The organism is Amycolatopsis sp. NPDC051716 (assembly GCF_040681595.1).
Lineage (GTDB): Bacteria > Actinomycetota > Actinomycetes > Mycobacteriales > Pseudonocardiaceae > Amycolatopsis.
Genome location: NZ_JBFAZA010000029.1, coordinates 51,455 through 74,119, shown reverse-complemented (window position 1 = coordinate 74,119; position 22,665 = coordinate 51,455). Strand labels below are relative to the sequence as shown.

The window sequence follows — 22,665 nt, the reverse complement described above, 5'->3', positions numbered from 1 at the left end:
GCGGCACGTTGTCAAGGCGGGAAAGCGTGCCTTGACAACGTGCCGCCGGCCGTGTTCTGGCTTCGGATCGGGGTTGCGGGGGGTCTGGATGCCCCTTCGGGGCTGAGGCCTTCGGCCTCCTTTGGCCTCCTCTGGTAGGTCAGAGGGGGTTGAACACGCCCAGGGGTGCCGTGCAGAACGGGCCGCCGACGTACTCGGCCGCGGGGCCCGTGGGGGCCGGCTTCTCTGCCAGCTGGTCCGCGTACACCTCCGCGTCGTCCAGGGACTTGTAGCCCAGGGCCTCCGCCTCCGTCAGGGAGTAGATGCGGCGGGTGTTGTCCGAGACGCCCCAGATCAGTCGATAGCCCGGCGAAGGCGCCGAAAGGCACGCCTCGAACAGCCTGGCGCCGTCGTCGGGGGAGAGCCAGGTCGTCAGGCCTCGGGGGCCCAGGGGCAACGGTGTCTCGAAGCACGAACCGATCCGGATCACGATCACGTCCATGCCGAAGCGGGAGTGGTACAGGCTTCCCAGTGCCTCGATCGCCGCCTTGCTGACCCCGTAGAACGTGTCCGGCCGCGGTGATGAGTCCGCCGGCAGGTCGGAATCGACGCGGCGGAAGCCCACCGCGTGGTTGCTCGACGCCAGGATCACCCGTTGGATCCCGGCGGCCCGCGCCGCCTCCAGGACCGTCTGCGTTCCGTTGATGTTGACGTCCAGGGTCGCTTCCCACGAGTTCTCGCGGCTGTGCCCGCCCAGGTGGATCAGCGCGTCGACGCCTTCGCACGCTTCCGCCATCGCCGCCGGGTCGGTCACCGAGGCCGTCACGACCTCTTCGGAGACGTCGGACGCCGTCTGCGGGGCCAGGTCGAGCAGGCGCAGCACCCGGCCCGGGCGCCGCAGGCGGGGGCGCATCAGGGTGCCGACGACTCCCGCCGACCCGGTGATGAGCACGCGCTGGTCCGTCATGGGGTTCCTCTCACACAGAAGGGTTAACGGATGCCGGCCCGGCGCAGCTGCTGCCCGAGTTCGGCGGTGGTCTCGGCGAGCAGCTCGCCGACGCGGCGGGCGTCGTCGTCGGTCACCTGGGCGATGGGCATCGAGCAGCTGATCGCGTCGGTGCCCGGGATGCGGTAGGGGATCACCGCGGCGACGCACCGGACGCCCAGCGTGCCTTCCTCGACCTCGGCGGCGTACCCGCGCTCGCGGGTGGCGGCGAACTCGGCGTGCAGGCCTTCGAGCGTGGTGATGGTGTTCGGCGTCAGCGCGGTCAGCGTCGCCGGCATCAGCGCCTCGATCTCGTCGTGCGTCAGCTCGGCCAGCAGCGCCTTGCCCAGCGCGGTCGCGTGCGCGGGCAGCGTGCGCCCGACGCGGGAGACGAGGTGCGTCGACCGCTGCGACTCGCGCGTCTCCAGGTAGACGACCTCGGTGCCGTTGCGGCGCGCGAAGTGGGCGGTGAAGCCGGTCTTCTCCCGGATGCGCTCCAGCGCTTCGGTGGCGAACGGGACGACGGCGTCGCGGTCCAGGTACGCCGTGCCGCAGATCAGCGCCCGGACGCCGAGGCGGTAGCGGGCGGTGTTCGCGTCCGCCTCCAGCCAGCCGGCCTCCAGCAGCGTCCGCAGCAGGCCGTGCAGCGACGAGCGCGGGAAGCCCGTGCGCGCGTGCAGGTCCGACAGGGACAGCCAGACGTCGTTCGCGGCGAAGGTCTCGATGAGGTCGACGGCCCGCCGGGCGGACTTGACACCCGAACTCTCGGCGGGGGCGCCGTCGGCCGCCGCCGGGTTGTCCACCTTCTGCGGCATTTGTGCGCCTCCGTCCGGCCGTTGACTTGTGACCCCGGCCATATTAGCGTCCCGAACAACGTTCTTATGGATGAACATAATCACTATAACAGACTCCGTTCATAGATGTGAACAGTGGCACCACATCGATGTGGACGCGGAAGGGAGCCTGCGGTGCACGCACTCGACTGGGCGATGGTCTGCGCGTATTTCGCGCTGATGATCGTGATCGGCTGGTGGTCGCACAAGAGAGTCAGCGACGTCAAGGACTTCTTCACGGCCGGCGGCAAGATGCCGTGGTGGCTGGCGGGCATCTCGCACCACATGTCCGGCTACAGCGCCGTGCTCTTCGTCGCGTACGCGGGCGTCGCGTACACCAGCGGCGTCACCGTGTACTTCTGGGGCTTCGCCAGCATCGGCATCGGCGTGGGCATCGGCAGCTGGCTGTTCGCCGCCCGCTGGAACCGGTTGCGCTCGAAGCTCGGCGTCGCCTCCCCGCTGGAGTACCTCGCCAAGCGGTACAACGTGCCGACCCAGCAGGCCCTCGCGTGGAGCGGCAGCCTGCTGAAGATCTTCGACATCGCGGCCAAGTGGTTCGCCGTGGCGACGCTGCTGCACGTCTTCGCCGGCCTGGACTACAACCTCGGCATCCTCATCACCGGGGCGGTCACCCTGGTCTACTGCACCATCGGCGGCCTGTGGGCCGACGCGCTCACCGACTTCGGCCAGTTCGTCATCCAGGCCATCGCGGCGGTCGTGATGATCGTCGTGGTGCTCGGCAAGCTGGGCGGGATCTCGGCGCTCTGGACGATGTGGGACAAGCTGCCCGAGAACCACCTCGACCCGGTGACGTCCAAGTACACCACCATCTTCCTGCTCGTCTACGTGCTCGTGAAGACGCTGGAGTACAACGGAGGCATGTGGAACCTGGCGCAGCGGTACATGGCCGCGCCCAGCACCCAAGAGGCCCGGCGCGGCGCGCGGCTTTCGTCCGCGCTGTACCTGTTGTGGCCGCTGGTGCTGATGTTCCCGATGTTCGCCGCGCCGCTGCTCATCCCCGGCGTCAAGGACCCCACGCAGTCGTACGCGATCATGACCACGACGTTCCTGCCGCCGGGCCTGGTCGGCCTGGTGCTGGCCGGGATCTTCTCGCACACGATGGCGATGGTCTCCTCCGACGCCAACGCGATCTCCGCGGTGATCACCCGCGACATGATCCCGGCGATGTTCCGCCGCACCCGGCAGTGGACCGACGTCCAGGGCCTCAAGGCCGCGCGGATCACCACGGTGATCTTCGTCGCGCTGACCATGCTGGTGGCCACCCAGGCGCAGAACCTCGGCGGCGTGCTGCAGATCGTCGTCAACTGGGTCGCCGCGCTGATGGGCCCGATCTCGATCCCGCTGCTGCTGGGCATGCTGCCGTGGTTCCGCAAGTGCGGCCCGCGCGCGGCGCTGATCTCCTGGGCGGGCGGCCTGCTCGACTACGCGCTGGTGTACTACGTGTTCAAGGCGAACCAGACCGTGGTGGTCGCGACGCCGATCCTGGTCTCGCTCGCCCTGTACATCGGTCTCGGCCTGCTCGCCCCCGAGCGCAGTGCGGCCGCCGATGAGATCGTCGACACCGTGAACGCCGACGACGACGTCGACCGCAAGAAGGAAGGCACGACCGTGCCAGCCTGACGCAGGCCACACCCGGCCGAACCCGAAAAAGGACGAGAGAGCAGAAGACTGATGGCACAGAACGAGATCGAGCTGGACGGCCTGCTGGCGTTCCCCCTCACCCCGTTCACCGAGGACCTCGAGGTCAACCTCGACGCACTCGCGGAGAACGTGGAGAGCCACATCGCGGCGGGCGCCGGTGCGCTGTTCGTCGCGTGCGGCACCGGCGAGTTCAGCTCGCTCTCGCCCGCCGAGCACGCCTCGGTGCTCACCCGGGCCCGGGAGGTGGCCGCCGGCCGCGTCCCGGTCTGGGTGGGTGCCGGGGGCGGCGCGGCGTCGGCGCGGGCCGGCATCGCGGCGGCCCAGGCGGGTGGCGCGGACGGCGTCCTGCTGCTGCCGCCGTACCTCGTGTCCGGGCCGCAGGCGGGGCTGGTCGACTTCGTCCGGTACGCCGTCGGCGACTCGTCCGTGCCGGTCATCGTGTACCACCGCGGCACCGGCGTGTTCACCGCGCCGGCCGCGGCTTCCCTGCTGGACATCCCGTCGGTCGTCGGGCTGAAGGACGGCTACGGCGACGTCGAGGTGATGACCCGGATCGTCACCACGATCCGGTCGCTGGACACCGAGCGCGCGCGGAACTTCCTGTTCTTCAACGGGTTGCCGACCGCGGAGGTCTCGGCCAAGGCGTACGCCGCGATCGGCGTCGCCCGGTACTCCTCGGCGGTGCACTGCTTCGCGCCGGAGATCGCCCACCGCTTCCACCGCGCGCTCGGCGAAGGCGACACGCGGGTGATGGACGCCCTGCTCACCGGGTTCTACCTGCCGCTGGTGGCGTTGCGGGACGAAACGCCCGGCTTCGCCGTCTCACTCGTGAAGGCCGCCGCCCGGTTGCGCGGCGACAAGGTCGGCCCGGTCCGGCCGCCGCTGGTCGAACCGACGCCGGAGCAGGTCCGCCGGCTCGAGAAGGTCGTGGAGGACGGCTTCGTGACGCTGAAGGGGCTCGGCTGATGCGGATCCTCGACGTGGTGCTCACCCCGGTCGCGTTCGCGGACCCGCCGCTGCTCAACGTCATGGGCGTGCACGAGCCGTTCGCGCTGCGCTGCGTCGTCCAGGTCAAGTGCGAGGACGGGATCGTCGGGCTCGGCGAGTCCTACGGCGACGACGCCTTCCTCGGCGAGGTGCGCAAGGTGCTGCCGCGGCTGCGCGGCCACGACGTGTTCGACCTTCCCGGCCTGCAGCGGCTGGTCGCGGAAGCGCTGTCGGACACGGTGCTGACCGACGCGCACGGCCTGATCGGCGGGTTCTCCATCCGCAAGACGATCGCGAGCGTGTACTCGCTGTTCGAGGTCGCCTGCCTGGACGCGCAGGGGCACCTCCTGGGCCGTCCGGTGACCGACCTGCTCGGCGGCCGGGCCCGCGACGCCGTCGAGTTCTCCGCCTACCTGTTCTACAAGTACGGCAAGCACATCGACGGCCGCGAGGACTCCTGGGGCGAGATCACCACGCCCGAGACGCTGGTCGGGTCGGCGAAGCGGATGTTCGACGAGTACGGCTTCCGCTCGATCAAGCTCAAGGGCGGAGTCTACGAGCCCGCGCAGGAGATCGAGGGCGTCCGCGCGCTGGCCGAGGCGTTCCCCGGGCACCCGCTGCGGATCGACCCGAACGGCGCTTGGACGGTCGAAACGAGCATCCGCGTCGCTTCCGAGCTCGACGGCGTCCTCGAGTACCTGGAGGACCCGACGCCGGGCATCGACGGCATGGCCCAGGTGGCCGCCGAGGCGTCGATGCCGCTGGCCACCAACATGTGCGTGGTCAACTTCGGTGACGTCGAGCCGGGGTTCCGGGCGCGCGCGATCGGCGTGCTGCTGTCCGACCACCACTTCTGGGGCGGGTTGCGGGCCACGCAGGCGTTGTCGGTGACGTGCGAGAGCTTCGGCGTCGGCCTGTCGATGCACTCGAACAGCCACCTCGGGATCAGCCTGGCCGCGATGGTGCAGGTCGCCGCGGCGACGCCGCACCTGACCTACGCCTGCGACACGCACTGGCCGTGGAAGGTCGAGGACGTCATCGAACCCGGGGTGCTGGAGTTCCGCGAGGGCGCCGTCGCGGTGCCCACGACGCCGGGGCTCGGGATAACCCTCGACGAGGACGCGCTGGCTCGCCTGCACGAGAATTACGTCCGATGTGGACTGACCAAGCGCGACGACGGGACCTACATGCGCAAGTACGTGCCCGGGTTCGAAGCGAACACGGCGAGGTGGTGAGCCGGTGAAGGTGACGGGATACGCCTACCCCTGGGACGTCCTGGAGGACGGGTTCGCCGCCCGCGCCCGGGATCTCGGCGTCGACGAGGTGGCCGTGGCGCTGTCGTACCACAGCGCCCGCGCGGCGACACCGTGGTCACCGTCGACCACGGCCGTGGTTGCGCGGCACGCGGCTTTCTACCGGCCGGTGGCCGACGGGTGGGGCACGCTGCGTCCGTCCACTCCGGACTGGGTGTCGTCTTCGGATTCCGGGGGTGACGCCGTCCGGCTGCTCAACGAGGCCGGGATCCCGGCCGCCGCCTGGATCGTGCTGACCCACCACTCCCAGCTCGGCTACGAGCACCCGGACGTCGTCGTCCGCAACTGCTTCGGCGAGGCCTACCCGTGGGCGCTGTGCCCTTCGCAGCCTGCCGTGCGCGAGTACGCGGCCAAGGTGACCGCGGAGGCCGTCGCGGGGCTGGAGCTGGCTTCGGTGATCCTCGAGGCGTGTGGCCCGCTCGGCGCGGTGCACCAGCACCAGCACGAGAAGACCGACGGCGTGTGGGCGCCCGCGGTGGCCCGGCTGCTGTCGATCTGCTGCTGCGACGCCTGCGCCGCGTCCTGGGACGTCGACGCGGACACCGTCCGGGCCCAGCTCGTCGAGGAGGTCCGGCGGCTGATCGCGACCGGGGACCTCGGGGTGACGGCCGATGGCTTGCCGCCCTCGTTGACTTCGATGCTGCTGCGGTCCCGGCAGAAGTCGGTCGACGAGCTGCGGGCCGCGGTTTTGGCCACGTTGCCGGAGGGCATCCGGATCGTGCTGCACGGCGCGCTCGACCCGTGGGTCACCGGCGCGCTGCCCGGGCTGACGCCGTCGGCGCCCGACGACGTCGACGCGGTCGTATTGTTCGGGTGGGTCCCCGCGACGGGTGCCGAGGCCGTCGCGGCGGCCCGGGAGGCCCTGCCCGAACGGGTCGCGATCGCCAGCTACATCACGGCGGTCGCGGCCGCGCCGGTGCCGGACATCGCCGCGTACGTCGGCGAGCTCGCCAAGGCGGGAGCCGTCGAGCTGCACCTGTACCACCTCGGACTGGCCGGTCCGGGTCGCTGGGGCGACCTGGGCACGGCCACCGCCGCCGCCCATGAGAACTGAGGAGCTGTTCCACCCATGAGCCAGGCCACCGACGCCGCCACGCTCGAGAAGATCCTGGCGGGAGCCGCCGACGCCGCCCGTCCCGCCGCCGAGGCGACCCCGGCCGAACGCGCCGGCTGGCTGACCGCCGTCGCCGACGCCCTCGACGCCGCCGCGGGCGAACTGGTCCCGCTGGCGCACGCCGAGACGCACCTGCCGGAGACCCCGCGGCTGGCCGGCGAGCTGAAGCGCACGACGTTCCAGCTGCGCCTGTTCGCCGAGGTCCTCACCGACGGCGAGTACCTCGGTGCCACCGTCGACCACGCCGACCCGGACTGGCCGATGGGCCCCCGCCCGGACATCCGCCGCGTCAAGACCGCGATCGGGCCGGTGCTGGTGTTCGCGGCCAGCAACTTCCCGTTCGCGTTCAGCGTCGCCGGTGGGGACACCGCCTCCGCGCTGGCCGCGGGCTGCCCGGTGGTCCTCAAGGCCCACCCCGGGCACCCGGAGCTGTCCGCGCAGACCGGCTCGGTCGTGCGGGAGGCGCTGATCAAGGCGGGCGCCCCGGCGGCCCTGTTCAACGTGATCTTCGGCCAGGAGGAAGGCGTCACCGCGCTGAAGGACCCGCGGATCGCGGCGGCGTCGTTCACCGGCTCGATCCCCGGCGGGCGCGCGCTGTTCGACATCGCGAACGCGCGGCCGCGGCCGATCCCGTTCTACGGCGAGCTGGGCAGCGTCAACCCGGTGGTGGTCACCGAGGCCGCGATCGCCGCGCGCGGGGAAGCGGTGGCGAAGGGCTACGCCGGGTCGTTCACCCTCGGCGCCGGCCAGTTCTGCACCAAGCCGGGCCTGCTGTTCCTGCCGGAGGACCACGGCCTGACCGACACGCTGCGCGCGGCCCTGGACGGCGCCCCGGCGCAGCCGATGCTCAACGACCGGATCGCTTCCGGGTTCTCGTCGCAGCTGTCTGCGCTGCGGGAGGTCCCGGGTGTCGAGGTCGTGTCTTCGTCGGAGTCTTCGGCGCCCGCGTTCACCCCGACGCTGCTGGCCACCACGGCCAAGCAGTTCCTCGAGGGCGGCGACACCGTGCACGAAGAGTGCTTCGGGCCGGCGTCGCTGATCGTCACCTACGCCGACCAGGCCGAGCTGCTGCGCCTGCTCGACGTGGTCGAACCGGGGCTCACCGCCACGATCCACGGCGAGGAGCCCGATGTGGACTGGCTCCGGCCGGTGCTGCCGTCCCTGGCCCGCATCGCCGGCCGGCTGCTGTGGAACGACTGGCCCACCGGAGTGACGGTGAGCTGGGCCCAGCAGCACGGCGGCCCGTACCCGGCCACGACGGCCCCGACGACGACGTCCGTCGGCACCGCGGCGATCGAGCGGTTCCTGCGGCCGATCGCCTGGCAGGGCTTCCCGGACGCTCTGCTTCCAGAACCCCTGCAGGAGGCCAACCCCTGGCAGCTGCCCCGCCGCACCGACGGCTCCCGCTGAGCCGCAGATTCGCTGACCGCTGATTCGCTGACCGCTGATCCGCTGACCGCTGATCCGCTGACCGCCGCGGGGGCGCCCCCCGGTTCCAGTCTATCGGCCGGCACCGACAGTTTCCGTTGATCGGCGCCACCGACCAGCGCGACCCATCCGGCGCCACTGACCACGCTCGACCGATTCGGCGCCACCGACCCGCGGGGGCGCCCCCCGTTTCCACATTACCGCTCGGCACCGACAGTTTCCGGGGCCGAGAGCCGGAAAGGTCACCTTCGGGGCACCAGATGCTCCGAAGGTGACCCCTCACAGAACAAAATTCGCCGCCGCACAACTGAATCCCCGTTCCCCGCAAGCCAAGGATGTCTTGATCCTGGGAGGCGTTGTCATGCCCGTGAACCGGAGAAATGCCCTGCGCGGCGGTGCCCTGGCGGCCGCTTCCACCGTGCTCCTCACCCGCCCGGCCTACGCCGCACCCGCGGCGGCGCCCGTGGCCGTTCCCGCGGCGAAAGCGGCCGGCCCGGTCCCCGCCGCGACCGCGCCGATCGTCGCCGCGTACCGGCAGTTGCAGGCCGGCATCAACCGGCCGTCGCCGGAACGGGCCGCGGCGCTGGCCAACCTCGGCCGCGTGGCGAAGGCCTACAACGCGAGCCTGTCCGTCGCCGGCGGTGGTGCTCCACTGTGGACAGACCTGCCGCTCGGCCCGGGCAGCGACTACACCACCTCGATGTACGCGCGGCTGCGCGCGATCGCCGTCGACTGGGGCACGCCGGGCGGGGCGCTGTCCGGCGACCCCGTCGTGCTCGACCGCATCAAGACCGCGCTGGAGCTGATCCACGCCAGCCAGTACAACGAGAACGTCGGCGAAATCGGCAACTGGTACACCTACGAAATCGGCATCCCGTACTACCTGCTGCACACGCTGTCGGTGGTCGCCGACCAGCTCACCGCCGAGCAGCTGGCCCGCTACCTGGCGCCGGTCAAGCGGTTCGTCGGCAACCCGAACCTGCGCGCGAACAACGCGTCGGTGGTCGAAACCGGCGCCAACCGCGCGGACAAAGCCCTCATCTCGATCGTTTCGGGCGCGCTGCTCGGCGACACCGCGTGGATCAAAACCGGCATCGACGCGCTCACCGACGTCGCGGGCGGGGGCGCGGCGAGCGTCGTCGCGAAGCTGGACCGCGCGGCGGGCGACGGCTTCCACGTCGACGGCTCGTTCATCCAGCACGACACCATCCCGTACCCCGGGCACTACGGCATCGTGCTGCTGACCGCGCTCGCCGGCGCCATCCACGTCACGCAGGGCACCGCGTACGCGCTCCCGCAGCCGCTCAAGGACAAGATCTACGCGCTCGTCGCCGACAGCTTCGCGCCCTTCGTCTACGCGGGCGCGCTGATGGAGCCGGTGCGCGGGCGGATGCTGTCGCGCCAGGGGGAGACCGGCCACGACATCGGCCACCAGCTCACCGTCGCGACGCTGGTGCTGGCCCGGACGGCGGCGGGCAAGACGAAGACCGACCTCAACGCGCTGGCCGCGAAGTGGATCAAGGAAGGCGAGTACGCGCCGTTCCTGAAGATCCCGGACCCGGAGCGGTTCGCGCCCGGCCCGGACCTGGTGGCGACGCCGGGCATCGAGTTCGCGCAGGACATGCTCGCGTCCGGGGCGCGCCCGGCGCGGGTGGTGGCGACGCACCGGATCTTCGGCCAGCAGGACCGGATGGTGCACGTCACCGACGACTGGTCGGCTTCGCTGGGCGTCAGCTCGACGCGGATCTCGCGCTACGAAGCCATCAACGGCCAGAACATGAAGGGCTACCACGTCGGCGACGGCGTGCTCTACACGTTCCTGCCGAACGCCAAGGGCCACTACACCGACGCCTACTGGCCGACGGTGGACCCGCTGCTGCTGCCGGGCACGACCGAGCACGACGGCCCGGTCGACCCGAAGTTCGGCGGGGTGCCGGTCGGGCCGGACGCCCACACCGGCGGCGTCCACTGGGACGCGCGGCACGGCGCGTACGCGTTCGGCTTCAAGAACTGGGACGGCTCGCTCGTCGCGAAGAAGTCGTGGTTCTTCACCCCGGACGGCATCCTCTGCCTCGGCGCCGGGATCACCAGCACGTCGCCCTACGCGGTGCGCACGACGATCGAGAACCGCAACCTCGGCGAGGGCGGCCGCGGGACGTTGCTGGCCGACGGCCGGCGCGTGGCCACCGACCTCGGGAAAGCCTCCGCGCTGCGGCGGCCGCGCTGGGCGCACCTGGAGCACGTCGGCGGGTACCTGCTCCTCGACGACGCCTCGGTGACGGCGGTGCGCGAAGACCGGACGGGCGCGTGGCGCGACATCGACACGGGCGCCAACACCAAGGGCACCACGACACCGAACACGCGCCGGTACCAGAAGCTGGTCTTGGAACACGGCGTGAAGCCGACGGACGCGAAGTACGCGTACGCGGTGCTCCCGGGTGCTTCGGTGATCGACACGCTCACGGCGTCCTGGGCGTGGCGGGTGCTCGCGAACACCCCGGTGGTGCAGGCGATCCGCGTGGCCGGTGGCATGGTGCTGGCGAACTTCTTCGCGGCCGGCTCGGCCGGTGACATCGGCGTGTCGGGCCCGGCCTCGGTGGCTATCGGGCGGTGCGGCGCCCGGACCCAGCTCGCCGTGTCGGATCCGACGCAGCTGCAGGACAGTGTCACGGTGACGGTGCGCGGCCGGTCCGTGGAGGTGCCGCTGAAGGGCACGTTCGGCGCGACGAAGGTGGTCCTGGTGTAGGCAGACCTCCCCGCCGGGCCGGTGCCCCGACCCGGTCCGGCGGGGTCCCCACCTCGGTCAGGCTGCCGGGCATGACCCAGCACGTGGACGTCCTGATCGTGGGCGCCGGCCTGTCGGGGATCGGCGCGGCCTGCCGCCTGCAGGAACGCCTGCCGGGCAAGACGTATGCGGTGCTGGAAGCGCGCGAGACCATCGGCGGCACCTGGGACCTGTTCCGGTACCCGGGCATCCGCTCCGATTCGGACATGTTCACCCTCGGTTATCCGTTCCGCCCACATCCTGACCCGCTTGTCCCGTTAGTCCAGCGAATCCGGCCAGTGCTGCGGGTGCACGATCTCCCCGGCGAACTCAGCGCGGCCCGGGAAGTCGACGACGTGCCCGGACTCGTACGAGTGACAACCGCTGCACAGGTACCGTGGTGATCGGAAGCGGGGCGACGGCGGTGACGCTGGTCCCGGCGCTCGCGTCGCGCGCTTCGCACGTGACGATGCTGCAGCGGTCGCCGTCGTACATCGTGGCGCGCCCGGGCCGGGACGCGCTCGCCGACCGGCTCCGGGCGCTGCTGCCGGAGGGGCTGGCCCACCGGGTGATCCGCGGCAAGAACGTGGTCATGGGCACGCTGTACTTCCAGCTGATGCGGCGGCTGCCGGGCCGGACGTCACAGGTGCTGCGCAAGCGCGTGGCGGCTCAGCTGCCGGCGTCGATCCCGGTGGACCCGCACTTCGTGCCGTCGTACGACCCGTGGGACCAGCGGCTGTGCCTGGTCCCGGACGCGGACCTGTTCCGGGCGCTGCGGTCGGGCAAGGCGGACGTCGTGACGGACCGGATCGCGCGGTTCACCCCGTCCGGCGTGGCTTTGGAGTCGGGCCGCACGCTGGCGGCCGACGTCATCGTGACGGCGACGGGGCTGCGGCTGGTGGCGTTCGGCGGGATCGCGCTTTCGGTCGACGGGCGGGCCGTCGAGCCGGGGGAGCAGCGGGCGTACAAGGGCACGATGTTCGGCGGGGTGCCGAATCTGGCGTGGTGCGTGGGGTACACGAACAGCTCGTGGACGCTGCGGGCGGACCTGGCGTCGCAGTACGTGTGCCGGCTGCTGGCCCACCTGGACCGGCACGGGTTCGCGTTCTGCGTGCCGGACGCGGCCTCGGCGTCGGACGCGGGCCGGCCCCGCCCGATCGTGGACCTGCAGTCGGGGTACATCAAGCGGGCCGCTCCCGGCCTGCCGAAGCAAGGCGGGCGGCGGCCCTGGACGATGCGCCAGAACTACCTGCTGGACCTGGCGGACATGCGGTTCGCCCGCGTGGACGACGGCGTGCTGCGGTTCGCCCGCGCGGGCTGAAGTTCTCAGCCTTCGTGTTCTCGGAGGAGCCTGCGGACCGCGTTCCGCTCGCCCTCGATCGTCACTTTGTGGTCGGCGATGGCCTTCTCGAGGTGGTGAGGCCGCTCGAGCAGGGCGTTCAGCGTCGAGGGATCGGTCCGGATCGTCGCGTCCGGGGCGCCGGGCTCGCCCGGCTCGATCGTCATGCGGCCCGGCTCGGTGCGGACCGTCCACACGCGAGCGTCCAGTTCGACGCGGTAGCACGCGGTGCTGCGCGGGCGGGCGGACCCGCGGAGGAACAGCAGCACGGACGTGACGCCGAGTGACGCGGGCTGCGGAAGCGGGACTCGCGCGCCCCACGCGCCCAGCGCGAGCACGACCGGCTCCAGTTGGCGGCCCCAGCCGGTGAGCTCGTAGACCGCCGAGGCGGCCGGGGGCGGCAGCTGCCGGCGCGTCACGACGCCGCGGCCCTCGAGCTCGCGGAGCCGGTCGGTGACCAGGTTCGAGCTGGCGCCGGGGAGCGCGCGGCGGACGTCGGAGAACCGCTGCGGCCCGAGCAGCAGCTCGCGCACCACGAGCAGGGCCCAGCGTTCCCCGACGACGTCCAGGGCGCGGGCGATCGTGCAGGCGTCCCCGTAGCTGCGGCTCGTCGGCATGGTCTTAGTGTACAACTCAATGGTTGTTTTTAACAACTGGACGGGCGTATGGTCGGCCGGGTCCGGATGTCGACGGGAAGGAACGGTCATGGGACGGCCGGTCGTGCACTTCGAGATCATCGGTACCGACCCGGCGGGGCTGCGCGCGTACTACGGCGAGCTGTTCGGCTGGGGGTTCGACACGTCCGGGCCGGTGTCGGACCAGGTGTCGGAACCGGGCGCCTACGGCTTCGTGGAGACGGACACCATCCCGGGCGGCGTCGGCGGCGGCGCGGGTTTCGAGGGTCACGTGGTGTTCTACGTGGGCGTCCCGGACGTCGCCGCGGCGCTCGCGGAGGCCGAACGCCTCGGTGGCACCCGCCGGATGGGCCCGGACCGCGCCCCGGGACGGGATCTGGTGGTCGCCCACTTCGCCGATCCGGAGGGCAACGTCATCGGTCTCGCGGGCCCGGCCTGACGCAGCGCTTGCGCAACCGGCCCCGGCGACTCGGGCAGCGCTGCTGAGCGTGCGCCGAGGCGCATCTCGCGTGATTGGGAGGACGACTCGCGTGATTGAGGAGTCAACTCGCGTGATTGGAGGGACGACACGCGTGATTGGAGGGGCATCTCGCGTGATCCGGGAGGCATCTCGCGTGATTGGAGCATCGGCCTGTTGCCCGCTCGATCACGGGTGATGCCTGGCTGGTCACGGGTGATGCCCGCTTGATCAGGGGTGATGCCCGCTTGATCAGGGGTGATGCCTGGCTGGTCACGCGAGATGACCCTCGGGATGCGGCAGGCCCCGGAACCGGGTGGGTTCCGGGGCCCTGTGGTGTCGCGGGCGGTCAGCCTTGGCGGGCCTTCGAACGCGGGTTGTCCTTGTTGATCACCAGGACCTTGGACCCCCGGCGGATGACCTGGGCACCCGGCTGGCGGGCGAGCGAGCGGAGCGAGCTGCGGACCTTCATGGCGAGCCGTCCTTCCTGCGGGAGCTGTCCCACACCCTGCTCAACCACCACGGGGTCGGTTTGATTCCGCAACTCAGCTGCTCTCGCGGGCCGCCCAGCTTTGGAGGTCGTCGCCGCGGATGGCTGCGGCCATCAAGTCCGGGAACTGGTCCGGGGTGCACGCGAAGGCCGGGATGCCCAGCTCGGCCAGGGCCGCCGCGTTCTCGTGGTCGTACGACGGTGCGCCGGAGTCCGACAGCGCCAGCAGCGTCACCACCTGGACCCCCGCGCCGGCCAGCTCGGCGATCCGGTGCAGCAGTTCGTCCTCGTCACCGCCTTCGTAGAGGTCGCTGATCAGCACCAGCAGCGTCCGCTCCGGGCGCTCGACCAGGCCCTGGCAGTACGCGATCGCCCGGTTGATGTCCGTGCCGCCGCCCAGCTGAGTGCCGAACAGGACGTCGACCGGGTCGGCGAGGTGCTCGGTGAGGTCCGCGACCTCCGTGTCGAACGCCACGAACGACGTCTTCAACGCCCGCATCGACGCCAGGACCGCGCCGAACAGCCCCGAGTACACCACCGACTCCGCCATCGAGCCCGACTGGTCGACGGCCAGGATCACGTCCCGCTGCACCGCCTGCTGCCGCCGGCCGAAGCCGATCAGCTTCTCCGGGACGATCGTGCGCAGCTCGGGGGAGTAGTGCTTCAGGTTCGCGTGGATCGTGCGCGCCCAGTCGACGTCGCCGGGGCGCGGCCGGTGCGTGCGCGACGCCTTGTCCAGCGCGCCCCGGATCGCCGCGCGGGTGCGTTCGGCGAGCCGCTCCTCCAGCTCGGTGACGACCTTGCGGACCACCTCGCGCGCGGTCTCCTTGGTCTCCTCCGGCAGCACGCCGTTCAGCGACAGCAGCGTGCCGACCAGGTGGACGTCCGGCTCGACCGCCGACAGCAGCTCCTTCTCCAGCAGCATCCGGGTGAGCCCCAGCCGGTCGACCGCGTCGCGCTGCATGACCTGCACGACGGTGCTCGGGAAGTAGCGCCGGATGTCGCCGAGCCAGCGCGCGACCCGCGGCGCCGAGGCACCCAGGTTCGCGCTGCGCGGCCCGCCCGCCGCTTCCTCGTCGGGCTTGTCGTAGAGGGCGGCCAGCACCGCGTCCACGCCACTGTCCTCTTCGGACAGCTGGGCGTCGGTCAGCCCGGGGCCGGCGCCGTCCCCGCCCAGCACCAGCCGCCAGCGTCGCACCCGGTCGGCATCCGCGGTAGTCACGCCCCCACCCCCAGCAGTGTCGCGAGGACGGGGAGCACGCGCTCGGCCCGGTCCTCGTCCAGTTCGTCGGCCACGGGCACGACGCGAGCGGCACCGGTGAGCCCGGCCGCGCGCTGCCCGATCGCTCGTTTCTCGGGTCCGCTGAACGCCCCGAAAGTGCGGCGCAGCAACGGAAGCACCTCGGTGAAGACGTCGGCGTGGATCCCGGCCAGCCACGCGTCGATCACCCGCAGCAGGCCTTCGTCGTGCACCAGCAGCAGTGCCCCGCCGTCGAAGAAGCCTTCGACGTAAGCCGCGCCCGCCGCCGGCACGACACCCGGCGTGAGGGCCCGGCCCAGCCGCAGTTCGACGTCGAGCGCGTCGAACAGCCCGGCGTCGTGCAGGATCCGGGTGAGCCGGCCGGCCAGCAGCGGGGGCAGCGACGGCCGTTCCGCCAGCCGGGCCAGCGCCGCCAGCCAGCGTTCCTTCGGCTCGTCGCCGAGTAACGAGGTCGCGTCGTGCACGCCGTCGACGAGCTTGGCCAGCCGGGCCGCGGCGTCGTCGTCGATGCCGTGGGCGGCCGGGGGCAGACCGGCGCAGATCCGGTCGAGCATCCGGTCGGCGACCGCCCGCAGCGCGCCGGTGTCCGTGCCGCGGACGTTGCCGTACCGGGTGGCCCTGGCCAGCGCGGGCAGGGCCGACATCAGCCGGGCGACGTCCGCGTCCGCCGCCGCCCGCGCGTCGAGGGCCGCGAGCGCTTCGGGCAGCGCCTCCGGCAGGTCGGCGAGCAGGCAGTTCTCGACGGCCGTGGTGACTTCGTCCAGCGGTGGCGTGCCGTCGACGGTGCCCCGGACCGCGGCGGTGGCCGCCGACGGCACGGTGGTGCCGTGCACGGCGGCTGCGACCAGGTCCACCTCGAACGACGGTTCCCAGGCCAGCGCCCAGGTTTCGCGGAACGTGCCCTTGTTCCGCCGCGCCGACGCCTCCCGGCTGCCCCACTCGATGCCGAGGATCCGCAGCCGGTGCAGCAGCTTCGAGCGGTCGAGCCCGCCCGGCGTCCGCAGGTCGAGGTCGAGCTCCTTGACGATCGGGTCCTTCTTGAGCCGCAGGCGTTTCGCGGTCGCGGTCAGGTCCGCGGCCAGCGGCGGCTGCGGGACGCGCTCGGGCACCTCGCCGAGCCGTTCGCCGACCACCAGCCGCCGCGTGACCAGCTCGACCTGCACCTCGTCCCCGCCGCACAGCACGGACCGGGTGGCTTCGGTGACCTCGGCGAGCCCGGCCGACGACCGCCCCCGCAGCGTCGCGAGCGTCTCGGCCAGGCGGACCGCCTCGATGACGTGCGCGGTCGAGACCGGCAGATCCTCCTCCCGCAGCACCCCGGCGACGCCGGTCAGCCAGCGCGTGGTGACGTCTTCGGGGGTGGTGAAGAGGTGGTGGTACCAGCCCGGCGACCGCACGCCGGCGCCGTAGCCGCTCGCCGTGGCGAGGCGCCCGTGCGTCCACGGCACCCAGGTGCAGGCGACCTTCCGCTTCGGGAGTCCTTTGAGGACGGCCTGGTCGTGCGACGCCGGTGGCAGCGGATCCGCCAGCGCGGGCACGTGCCAGGCGCCGCAGACGACGACGATGTTCTCGAAGCCGTCCTTGCGGGTGCGGCGCAGCACCGAGCGCATGTACGCCTCGCGCCGGGCTTCGTTGCCCTGTGCGGGTTCTTCGTCCTCCCGCACCGCACTCATCGCCTCGGCGATCACTTCGAACGGGCTTTCGGTGTCCCGCCGCGACTCGACGACGTCGTCCCACCAGCGTTCCGGGTCGTCGTACCCGCCGGCCGAGGCCAGCAGGGCCAGGGGGTCGACCGGCGGGCCCGCGTGCTCGTCCGGCCCCGCGGCGAACGTGTGCGCGGCCGGGAGGTCGCAGAACCGCACCGGGATGCCGGCTTCGCGGGCGTAGGCGAGCGCCTGCCATTCGGGGCTGAAGACGGCGAACGGCCAGAACGCGGCGCGCGAGACGTCGTCGGTCGCGTAGGCCAGCAGCGCGACCGGGGGTGCCATGGCCGGGTCTTCGGTGAGCTCGACCAGGGCGTCGGCTTCGGGTGGCCCCTCGATGAGCACTACGTCGGGTTCGAGTTCGGCGAGCCGCGCCGCCACGGCCCGGGCGGATCCCGGGCCGTGGTGGCGGATGCCGAGCAGGTGGGTTGCCGTCACGAAAGCTCCTGGCCCGCCCGGTAGAAGTCGGCCCAGCCGTCGCGCTCGCGGACCACGGTCTCCAGGTATTCGATCCAGATCGCCCGGTCGGCCACCGGGTCCTTGACCACCGCGCCGTGGATGCCCGCGGCGATGTCGTGCGGGCGCAGCACGCCGTCGCCGAAGTGGGCGGCCAGGGCGAGCCCGCCGGTGAGCACGCTGATCGCCTCGGCGGTCGACAGCGTGCCGGACGGCGACTTCACCGCCGTGCGGCCGTCTTCGGTGCGGCCCGAGCGCAGCTCGCGGAACACCGTGACGACGCGGCGGATCTCGGCCAGCTCGGCGGCTTCCGCGGGCAGCTGCAGCGCCGTGCCCAGCTCGGCGACCCGCCTGCTGACGATTTCGACCTCCGCCTCGGCACTGTCCGGCAGCGGCAGCACGACCGTGTTGAACCGCCGCCGCAGCGCGCTGGACAGTTCGTTGACGCCCTTGTCGCGGTTGTTCGCCGTCGCGATCAGGTTGAAGCCCGGCCGGGCCTGCACCTCGGTGCCCAGTTCCGGGACCGGCAGCGTCTTCTCGGACAGGATGGTGATCAGCGAGTCCTGGACGTCGGCGGGGATGCGGGTCAGCTCCTCGAGCCGGGCCAGTTTGCCGTCCCGCATCGCGCGCAGCACCGGGCTTTCGACGAGGGCGGCCGCGCTCGGGCCCTCGGCGATCAGCCGCGCGTAGTTCCAGCCGTAGCGGATCGACTCCTCGGACGTGCCCGCGGTGCCCTGCACCAGCAGCGTCGAATCGCCGCTGATGGCCGCGGAGAGGTGCTCCGAAACCCACGTCTTCGCCGTGCCGGGGACGCCGAGCAGCAGCAGCGCGCGGTCGGTGGCGAGCGTGGCGACGGCGACCTCGATCAGCCGCCGCGGGCCGACGTACTTCGGCGTGATCACGGTGCCGTCCGGCAGGGTGCCGCCGAGCAGGTACTCGACGACGGCCCAGGGCGAGAGGTTCCAGTTCGGCGGCTTCACCCGTTCGTCGGCGGCGGCCAGCGCGGCCAGCTCGGCGGCGTGGTCCTGCTCGGCGTGCGGCCGGAGGACGGTGGCGGGGGCGGTCATGCGAGCTCCTCGTACATTTCGCGGCGGAAGTTCAGCGTTTCGGTGAGCGCCCGGCGCCACGGCCCGGCGTCCATGGTCAGCCGGGTGGTGGCCAGCGGGTGGCGCAGGCACTGCGGCGGCACCGCGCGCGCGATCACGACGGCGGCGTGCGAGACCAGGCGGTGGTCGGCCTGGCGGGCGATCCAGTCGAGCAGCGCGGTGCCGAGTTCCTTCGTCCAGGGCCGGGGCAGTTCGTGCACCAGCCGCGCGAACGACTCGACGGGCAGCCGGCTCACCAGGTGCCCGACGGTGGCGGCCTGGCCGGCCGGGCTCAGCACCCCGAGCAGCGGCGGCGTGGTGCGGCCGCCGGGGTCGGCGCCGATGAGGGCCTGCGCCCAGGTTTCGTCGCGCTGGCGCAGGGCGGCGGTGGCCCAGGACTCCCGCAGCACGGCGGCCGGGCAGCCTTCGACGGCCATCCGCACCACCTCGGCCGGCGGGCCGAACTCGGTCCAGAAGGAGAGCGGCGCGGCCGCGACGAGGGTGCGCAGCCGGACGGTGCCGTCGCCGCGTTCGCCGTGGGGCAGGGAGACGGTGAGCACCCGGTTCCGGCGGTGGACCAGCGGGCGCAGCCGTTCGGCCATGCTCCGGCCGTAGCGCGTGCCCGGCAGCCGGCCGAGCAGGTCGGCGGCCTGTTCGCGGACGCCGGCGGCCCGATCGGTGAGCGCGGCTTCGAGAAAGGCTTCGTCGCCGGCCCGGACGTGGCCGGCCAGGACGCCGAGGAAGTCGGCGCGGACGTCGGCGGGCTCGGTCTTCCACGACGTGGTGAGGGCTTCGCGGGCGGCGTCGGGATCCTGGGCGAGCTTGGCGCCGAGCCACCGGCGGCGCTGGGCGAGGCTGCCGTACTGCCAGACGTCGCCGGATTCTTCGGCCGGCGCGGCCAGGAAGGCCCAGTCGGGGTTCCGCTGCCCGAGCCAGGCGCCGAGGGGCCCGGCGACGGCGACCAGCGGCCCGCGCAGGGCCGCCTTGGTGCGCGCGGCTTCGGCGAGCAGCGGCAGGGTTTCCGGGGGGACGCGGTAATCGGTGCCGGCGACGATGCCCAGCCACTCGAGCAGGAGGTCGGGGTGGCTGGCGGCGAGCAGCCGGCCGAGCCGCTCCCGGGCGAGCGGTGGCACGAAGGGCCGTTCGTCGCCGGCGGCCACGGGCAGTGGCCGGACGTCGTGCAGCGGCCGCCGCCCGGCCCGCCGGTAGGTGCTGAGCACGGCCGCGGCGGCGAGCAGCTGCTCGGCCGGATCGGCGCGCCCGGCGATGAGCTCTTGGACCGCGGCCGGCTGGGCGGCGGGGTCCAGGGTGCGCCGCCGGGTGCCGAGGAGAGCGGTGCCGACGAGGTCTTCCCAGGCTTTCATCGGGACACCTCGGCTTCCTTTGCGTAGTAGGGGAAAACCTTCACAGCCGCACCGCCCGGTTCTCGTGCCAGCACATCAGCGGCCGCAACCCCGCCGGGCTCCACTCGCCGGCCACCGTCAACGGGCGCCCCGCCGAGAGGGCCAGCAGTGACCACGGGAACGCGTACGGCACCAGCGGCATCGCCGTGCCGTCCTCTTCGGACAGACACCAGCCGCCCGCGTGCTCGGCCGGGGTGACGCCCGACAACAGCACCGGCCAGCGCTCCAGCCACGGGTCCGCCGCCATCGCCCGCGTGTGCGCCGCCAGGGCGTCCGCGATCGACCCACCTTCGGCCGCCGGAGCCGCGAGCGGGATTCCGCGCTCCGCCACCAGGGCCCGCAGCGGCGCCGCGCCCGGGTAGAACGCCAGTTCCGCGGTCAGCCGGTGGCCCGGTGGCAACGTCGCGTCCAGGGGACGTCCCGGCGGCGCGAACGACAGCACCAGCGCGTCCCGGCCCGTGCCGAGGCCGCGCAACCACGTCCGGCGGGTGAGCAGCCGGTCGTTCTCCTCGTCCGCCGCGCCGGTGATCAGCCATTCGTCCGCGACGCGCTCGCCGGTCTCCAGCACCCGGGCCGTCTCCACCGAAAACCCCAGCCGCGTGCGGACGGTCTCCACCAGCGCGGGTGGCAGCGACTCCAGGCGCGTGGCCGCGTCGGCGAGCAGGTACAGCTGGGACAGCTCGGCCAGCAGCGCCTCCGGCCAGTCGCGCCGGCCGACGAGCCCCGCCGCCCGGCGCAAGCCGCCCGCGAGCCCCGACGCCTGCGCGTCGACCATCCGCGCCGCGACCGTGCGCAGCTCGTCACCGCCGTTGCGCTCGAAGCCCGCGAACCCGGCCCCGATCCGGTCGGTCAGCCAGACCTTCAGCTCCGCTACGCCGCCCTCGACGCGGGCCACGCGATCGGAAGCACGCCGGGCGGCCGCCTCCTCGTCCTTCGGGCCCGCCGCCTCGGCGCGGTTTCCCGCTCGGCGGGCGCGGTCCGCGCGTTCGGACAGCCACGTGTGCACCCACTCGGGTGGTTCCGCGCCGTCGATGCGCCCGGTCGCCCAGAGCAGCAGCAGCCCCAGCGCGTGCTTGCACGGGAACTTCCGGCTGGGACAGGAACACCGGAACGCGGGCTCGGCCAGCTCGACGCACGTCTGGTACGGCTTCTTGCCACTGCCCTGGCAGAAGCCCCACACGGCGTCTTCGGACGCACCCGCGCCCGACCACCGCGCCGGCGTCGCGAGCGCCCGGCCCGCCTTCTCCGAAGCGGGATCCGGCGCCAGCCCGGCCACGCGTTCCGCGGTCCACGGCACCGCCGTCACCACCTGTCCCCCCACTGTTCTCCCTCGCTTTCCGGTACGAGGTGAAGCATGCCAGCACCCACCGACAATTTCTGGCGACCGACTATTCTAGTGCTAGAGTACGGCCGTGCTGACCGACGCGGAACTGACGGTGCTCGGCCTGGTGGTCGAGCGGCCGAGGCACGGCTACGAGCTGGACGAGGTCGTCTCGGAGCGCGGCATGCGCGACTGGACGGCCCTCGGCTTCAGCTCGATCTACTACGTCCTGGGGAAACTCCGCGAGAAAGGCCTGGTCGCCGAGGTCGCGGGGGAACGCGCGCACGCCAAGGCCAAGAAGACGTTCACGGCCACCGATGCGGGCCGGAAAGCGTGTGCGGCGGCCGCCGAAGCCGCCATCGCGGAGCTGCGGCCGGTGCATCCGCCGGTGCTCGCCGGCCTGGCGAACAGCCCGGCCGTCCCGCCCGAACGCCTCGCGGCCGCGCTGGCCCGGCGCGCGGAAGCCGTGGAAGAGCGGCTCGCCGAGGTCCGCCGCGCCGCCGCGGCCCAGGAGCACGCCCCGCCGTTCGTCCGCGCGATCTTCGACTACTCCGTCGCCCAACTCGAGGCGGAAGCCCGATGGCTGGAAGGAATGACCTGATGCCCTACGACATCAAAAAGGACCTGAAGCAGCTCTACGCGCCCAAGAACACCGACTGGGCCTTGCTGGACGTCCCCGAACAGCGGTTCCTCGCGATCGACGGCCGCGGCAACCCGAACACGGCGGAGAGCTACCGGAAGGCCGTCGAAGCGCTCTACGCCTTCGCCTACACGATCAAGATGGCAGCGAAGCAGCGTGGTGAGGACTTCGTCGTGGGCCCGTTGGAGGGCCTGTGGTGGGCCGAGGACTACGCGGCTTTCACCGTGCGCGCCAAGGATTCCTGGCAGTGGACCATGCTCATCGCGCAGCCGTCGTGGATCGAGGAGGCCGCCGTCGAGGAGGCCAGGGAAACGGTGCGGCGCAAGAAGAAGCTCGACGCACCGGTCCGGCTGGAGAAGCTGCACGAGGGCCGGTGCGCGCAGGCGCTCCACATCGGGTCGTACGACGACGAAGGTCCACTGCTGGCCCGCCTGCACGACGAATACCTTACGGCGCAAGGACTGAAGCCGACCGGCTTGCACCACGAGGTGTACCTCGGCGACCCGAGACGCGTCGAGCCCGCGAAGCTGCGGACGGTGCTGCGTCAGCCGGTCGGCTGATCGAGGGCGGCGAGGCCGCTTTCCCACCGCGCCCGGCGCTGGGTGGACGTCTGCTCCCACCACGGCTCACCGCGCTCGCCCAACGCCACCTTCGCCGTCTGGACGCGCGCGCGGTCCTGCACGCGCCGGGCCGCCATCAGGTGCTTCTGCAGGCGATCGCGGACGTCGTCCGGGATTTCCGGGTCCGTCGCGCGCCAGCGGCGGCCGTTGACCACGATGTACCGGCCGTCCGGCGTGTGCTCGGGCATCA

20 protein-coding genes and 1 pseudogene are annotated in these 22,665 nt (G+C 72.3%); 11 read left to right on the top strand and 10 right to left on the bottom strand.

All coding sequences use genetic code 11. The features are described from left to right. Positions 1-139: 139 nt before the first annotated feature. Both AB0M30_RS32925 and AB0M30_RS32920 read right to left on the bottom strand, forming a co-directional pair. Positions 140-946: an NAD(P)-dependent oxidoreductase gene (locus AB0M30_RS32925; RefSeq protein ID WP_364591855.1), complete on the bottom strand. Its 807-nt coding sequence runs from the start codon at positions 944-946 to the stop codon at positions 140-142. 23 nt (positions 947-969) lie between these two features. Continuing rightward, a complete protein-coding gene (locus tag AB0M30_RS32920; RefSeq protein ID WP_103338629.1) occupies positions 970-1,779 on the bottom strand; it encodes an IclR family transcriptional regulator in 810 nt (269 codons plus the stop codon). Between the two features lie 153 nt (positions 1,780-1,932). Between AB0M30_RS32920 and AB0M30_RS32915 the strand changes: the two genes are divergently transcribed. The 8 genes and pseudogenes from AB0M30_RS32915 (at position 1,933) to AB0M30_RS32880 (ending at position 12,386) form a co-directional block, all read left to right on the top strand. Next, the gene (locus tag AB0M30_RS32915) at positions 1,933-3,438 is read left to right on the top strand and encodes a sodium:solute symporter family protein (RefSeq protein ID WP_364591851.1); all 1,506 of its coding nucleotides are present in this window, start codon (positions 1,933-1,935) and stop codon (positions 3,436-3,438) included. A gap of 51 nt (positions 3,439-3,489) precedes the next feature. Next, the gene (locus AB0M30_RS32910; RefSeq protein WP_364591848.1) at positions 3,490-4,425 is read left to right on the top strand and encodes a 5-dehydro-4-deoxyglucarate dehydratase; all 936 of its coding nucleotides are present in this window, start codon (positions 3,490-3,492) and stop codon (positions 4,423-4,425) included. Continuing rightward, a complete protein-coding gene (locus AB0M30_RS32905) occupies positions 4,425-5,681 on the top strand; it encodes a glucarate dehydratase family protein (protein ID WP_364591845.1) in 1,257 nt (418 codons plus the stop codon). The genes AB0M30_RS32910 and AB0M30_RS32905 overlap by 1 nt, the downstream gene beginning before the upstream one ends. Before the next feature lie 4 nt (positions 5,682-5,685). After that, positions 5,686-6,813, top strand: coding sequence for a hypothetical protein (locus AB0M30_RS32900; RefSeq protein ID WP_364591843.1), 1,128 nt, complete (start codon positions 5,686-5,688; stop codon positions 6,811-6,813). A gap of 15 nt (positions 6,814-6,828) precedes the next feature. Continuing rightward, entirely contained in the window at positions 6,829-8,283 is a 1,455-nt protein-coding gene (locus tag AB0M30_RS32895) for an aldehyde dehydrogenase (NADP(+)) (protein WP_364591840.1), read from the top strand. Positions 8,284-8,662: 379 nt separating this feature from the next. After that, positions 8,663-11,047, top strand: a complete 2,385-nt coding sequence (locus AB0M30_RS32890) for a polysaccharide lyase 8 family protein (protein ID WP_364591837.1) — start codon at positions 8,663-8,665, stop codon at positions 11,045-11,047. Positions 11,048-11,118: 71 nt separating this feature from the next. Next, positions 11,119-11,322, top strand: a pseudogene (locus AB0M30_RS32885) (NAD(P)-binding protein); the annotation flags it as partial. A gap of 143 nt (positions 11,323-11,465) precedes the next feature. Further along, positions 11,466-12,386: an NAD(P)/FAD-dependent oxidoreductase gene (locus tag AB0M30_RS32880; protein ID WP_364591834.1), complete on the top strand. Its 921-nt coding sequence runs from the start codon at positions 11,466-11,468 to the stop codon at positions 12,384-12,386. Positions 12,387-12,391: 5 nt separating this feature from the next. On the opposite strand, the gene AB0M30_RS32875 is transcribed toward AB0M30_RS32880, so the two are convergent. Continuing rightward, a complete protein-coding gene (locus AB0M30_RS32875) occupies positions 12,392-13,021 on the bottom strand; it encodes a winged helix-turn-helix transcriptional regulator (protein ID WP_364591831.1) in 630 nt (209 codons plus the stop codon). Positions 13,022-13,109: 88 nt separating this feature from the next. Here AB0M30_RS32875 and AB0M30_RS32870 point away from each other — a divergent pair, with 88 nt between their 5' ends. Next, positions 13,110-13,478, top strand: coding sequence for a VOC family protein (locus tag AB0M30_RS32870; RefSeq protein ID WP_364591828.1), 369 nt, complete (start codon positions 13,110-13,112; stop codon positions 13,476-13,478). Positions 13,479-13,845: 367 nt separating this feature from the next. On the opposite strand, the gene AB0M30_RS32865 is transcribed toward AB0M30_RS32870, so the two are convergent. From AB0M30_RS32865 to AB0M30_RS32840, 6 genes are all read right to left on the bottom strand, one after another. Further along, the gene (locus tag AB0M30_RS32865; protein WP_364591825.1) at positions 13,846-13,968 is read right to left on the bottom strand and encodes a ribosomal protein bL36; all 123 of its coding nucleotides are present in this window, start codon (positions 13,966-13,968) and stop codon (positions 13,846-13,848) included. 73 nt (positions 13,969-14,041) lie between these two features. Beyond that, positions 14,042-15,208 carry a VWA domain-containing protein gene (locus AB0M30_RS32860; protein ID WP_103340432.1) on the bottom strand — a complete coding sequence of 389 codons (1,167 nt, stop codon included), beginning with the start codon at positions 15,206-15,208 and terminating at the stop codon, positions 14,042-14,044. Then, positions 15,205-17,388 carry a DUF5682 family protein gene (locus AB0M30_RS32855; protein WP_364591822.1) on the bottom strand — a complete coding sequence of 728 codons (2,184 nt, stop codon included), beginning with the start codon at positions 17,386-17,388 and terminating at the stop codon, positions 15,205-15,207. Before AB0M30_RS32855 ends, AB0M30_RS32860 begins: the two co-directional genes overlap by 4 nt. After that, the gene (locus AB0M30_RS32850; RefSeq protein WP_364591819.1) at positions 17,385-18,473 is read right to left on the bottom strand and encodes an AAA family ATPase; all 1,089 of its coding nucleotides are present in this window, start codon (positions 18,471-18,473) and stop codon (positions 17,385-17,387) included. The genes AB0M30_RS32855 and AB0M30_RS32850 overlap by 4 nt, the downstream gene beginning before the upstream one ends. Next, a complete protein-coding gene (locus tag AB0M30_RS32845; protein WP_364591816.1) occupies positions 18,470-19,855 on the bottom strand; it encodes a DUF5691 domain-containing protein in 1,386 nt (461 codons plus the stop codon). The genes AB0M30_RS32850 and AB0M30_RS32845 overlap by 4 nt, the downstream gene beginning before the upstream one ends. A gap of 40 nt (positions 19,856-19,895) precedes the next feature. Beyond that, positions 19,896-21,203 carry an SWIM zinc finger family protein gene (locus AB0M30_RS32840; RefSeq protein ID WP_364591997.1) on the bottom strand — a complete coding sequence of 436 codons (1,308 nt, stop codon included), beginning with the start codon at positions 21,201-21,203 and terminating at the stop codon, positions 19,896-19,898. A gap of 103 nt (positions 21,204-21,306) precedes the next feature. On the opposite strand from AB0M30_RS32840, the gene AB0M30_RS32835 reads away from it, so the two are divergent. Both AB0M30_RS32835 and AB0M30_RS32830 read left to right on the top strand, forming a co-directional pair. Continuing rightward, positions 21,307-21,816 carry a PadR family transcriptional regulator gene (locus AB0M30_RS32835; protein ID WP_364591813.1) on the top strand — a complete coding sequence of 170 codons (510 nt, stop codon included), beginning with the start codon at positions 21,307-21,309 and terminating at the stop codon, positions 21,814-21,816. Then, positions 21,816-22,415, top strand: a complete 600-nt coding sequence (locus AB0M30_RS32830; protein ID WP_364591810.1) for a GyrI-like domain-containing protein — start codon at positions 21,816-21,818, stop codon at positions 22,413-22,415. Before AB0M30_RS32835 ends, AB0M30_RS32830 begins: the two co-directional genes overlap by 1 nt. On the opposite strand, the gene AB0M30_RS32825 is transcribed toward AB0M30_RS32830, so the two are convergent. Next, complete coding sequence (locus AB0M30_RS32825) at positions 22,400-22,663, bottom strand: hypothetical protein (protein WP_364591807.1); 264 nt, start codon at positions 22,661-22,663, stop codon at positions 22,400-22,402. The genes AB0M30_RS32830 and AB0M30_RS32825 overlap by 16 nt on opposite strands. Positions 22,664-22,665 lie beyond the last annotated feature (2 nt).

Coding starts and splice junctions, on each gene's coding strand:
- AB0M30_RS32830 (WP_364591810.1), top strand. CDS start 21,816: ATGCCCTACGACATCAAAAAGGACCTGAAGCAGCTCTACGCGCCCAAG.
- AB0M30_RS32850 (WP_364591819.1), bottom strand. CDS start 18,473: ATGACCGCCCCCGCCACCGTCCTCCGGCCGCACGCCGAGCAGGACCAC.
- AB0M30_RS32920 (WP_103338629.1), bottom strand. CDS start 1,779: ATGCCGCAGAAGGTGGACAACCCGGCGGCGGCCGACGGCGCCCCCGCC.
- AB0M30_RS32875 (WP_364591831.1), bottom strand. CDS start 13,021: ATGCCGACGAGCCGCAGCTACGGGGACGCCTGCACGATCGCCCGCGCC.
- AB0M30_RS32905 (WP_364591845.1), top strand. CDS start 4,425: ATGCGGATCCTCGACGTGGTGCTCACCCCGGTCGCGTTCGCGGACCCG.
- AB0M30_RS32870 (WP_364591828.1), top strand. CDS start 13,110: ATGGGACGGCCGGTCGTGCACTTCGAGATCATCGGTACCGACCCGGCG.
- AB0M30_RS32825 (WP_364591807.1), bottom strand. CDS start 22,663: ATGCCCGAGCACACGCCGGACGGCCGGTACATCGTGGTCAACGGCCGC.
- AB0M30_RS32910 (WP_364591848.1), top strand. CDS start 3,490: ATGGCACAGAACGAGATCGAGCTGGACGGCCTGCTGGCGTTCCCCCTC.
- AB0M30_RS32925 (WP_364591855.1), bottom strand. CDS start 946: ATGACGGACCAGCGCGTGCTCATCACCGGGTCGGCGGGAGTCGTCGGC.
- AB0M30_RS32845 (WP_364591816.1), bottom strand. CDS start 19,855: ATGAAAGCCTGGGAAGACCTCGTCGGCACCGCTCTCCTCGGCACCCGG.
- AB0M30_RS32895 (WP_364591840.1), top strand. CDS start 6,829: ATGAGCCAGGCCACCGACGCCGCCACGCTCGAGAAGATCCTGGCGGGA.
- AB0M30_RS32890 (WP_364591837.1), top strand. CDS start 8,663: ATGCCCGTGAACCGGAGAAATGCCCTGCGCGGCGGTGCCCTGGCGGCC.
- AB0M30_RS32865 (WP_364591825.1), bottom strand. CDS start 13,968: ATGAAGGTCCGCAGCTCGCTCCGCTCGCTCGCCCGCCAGCCGGGTGCC.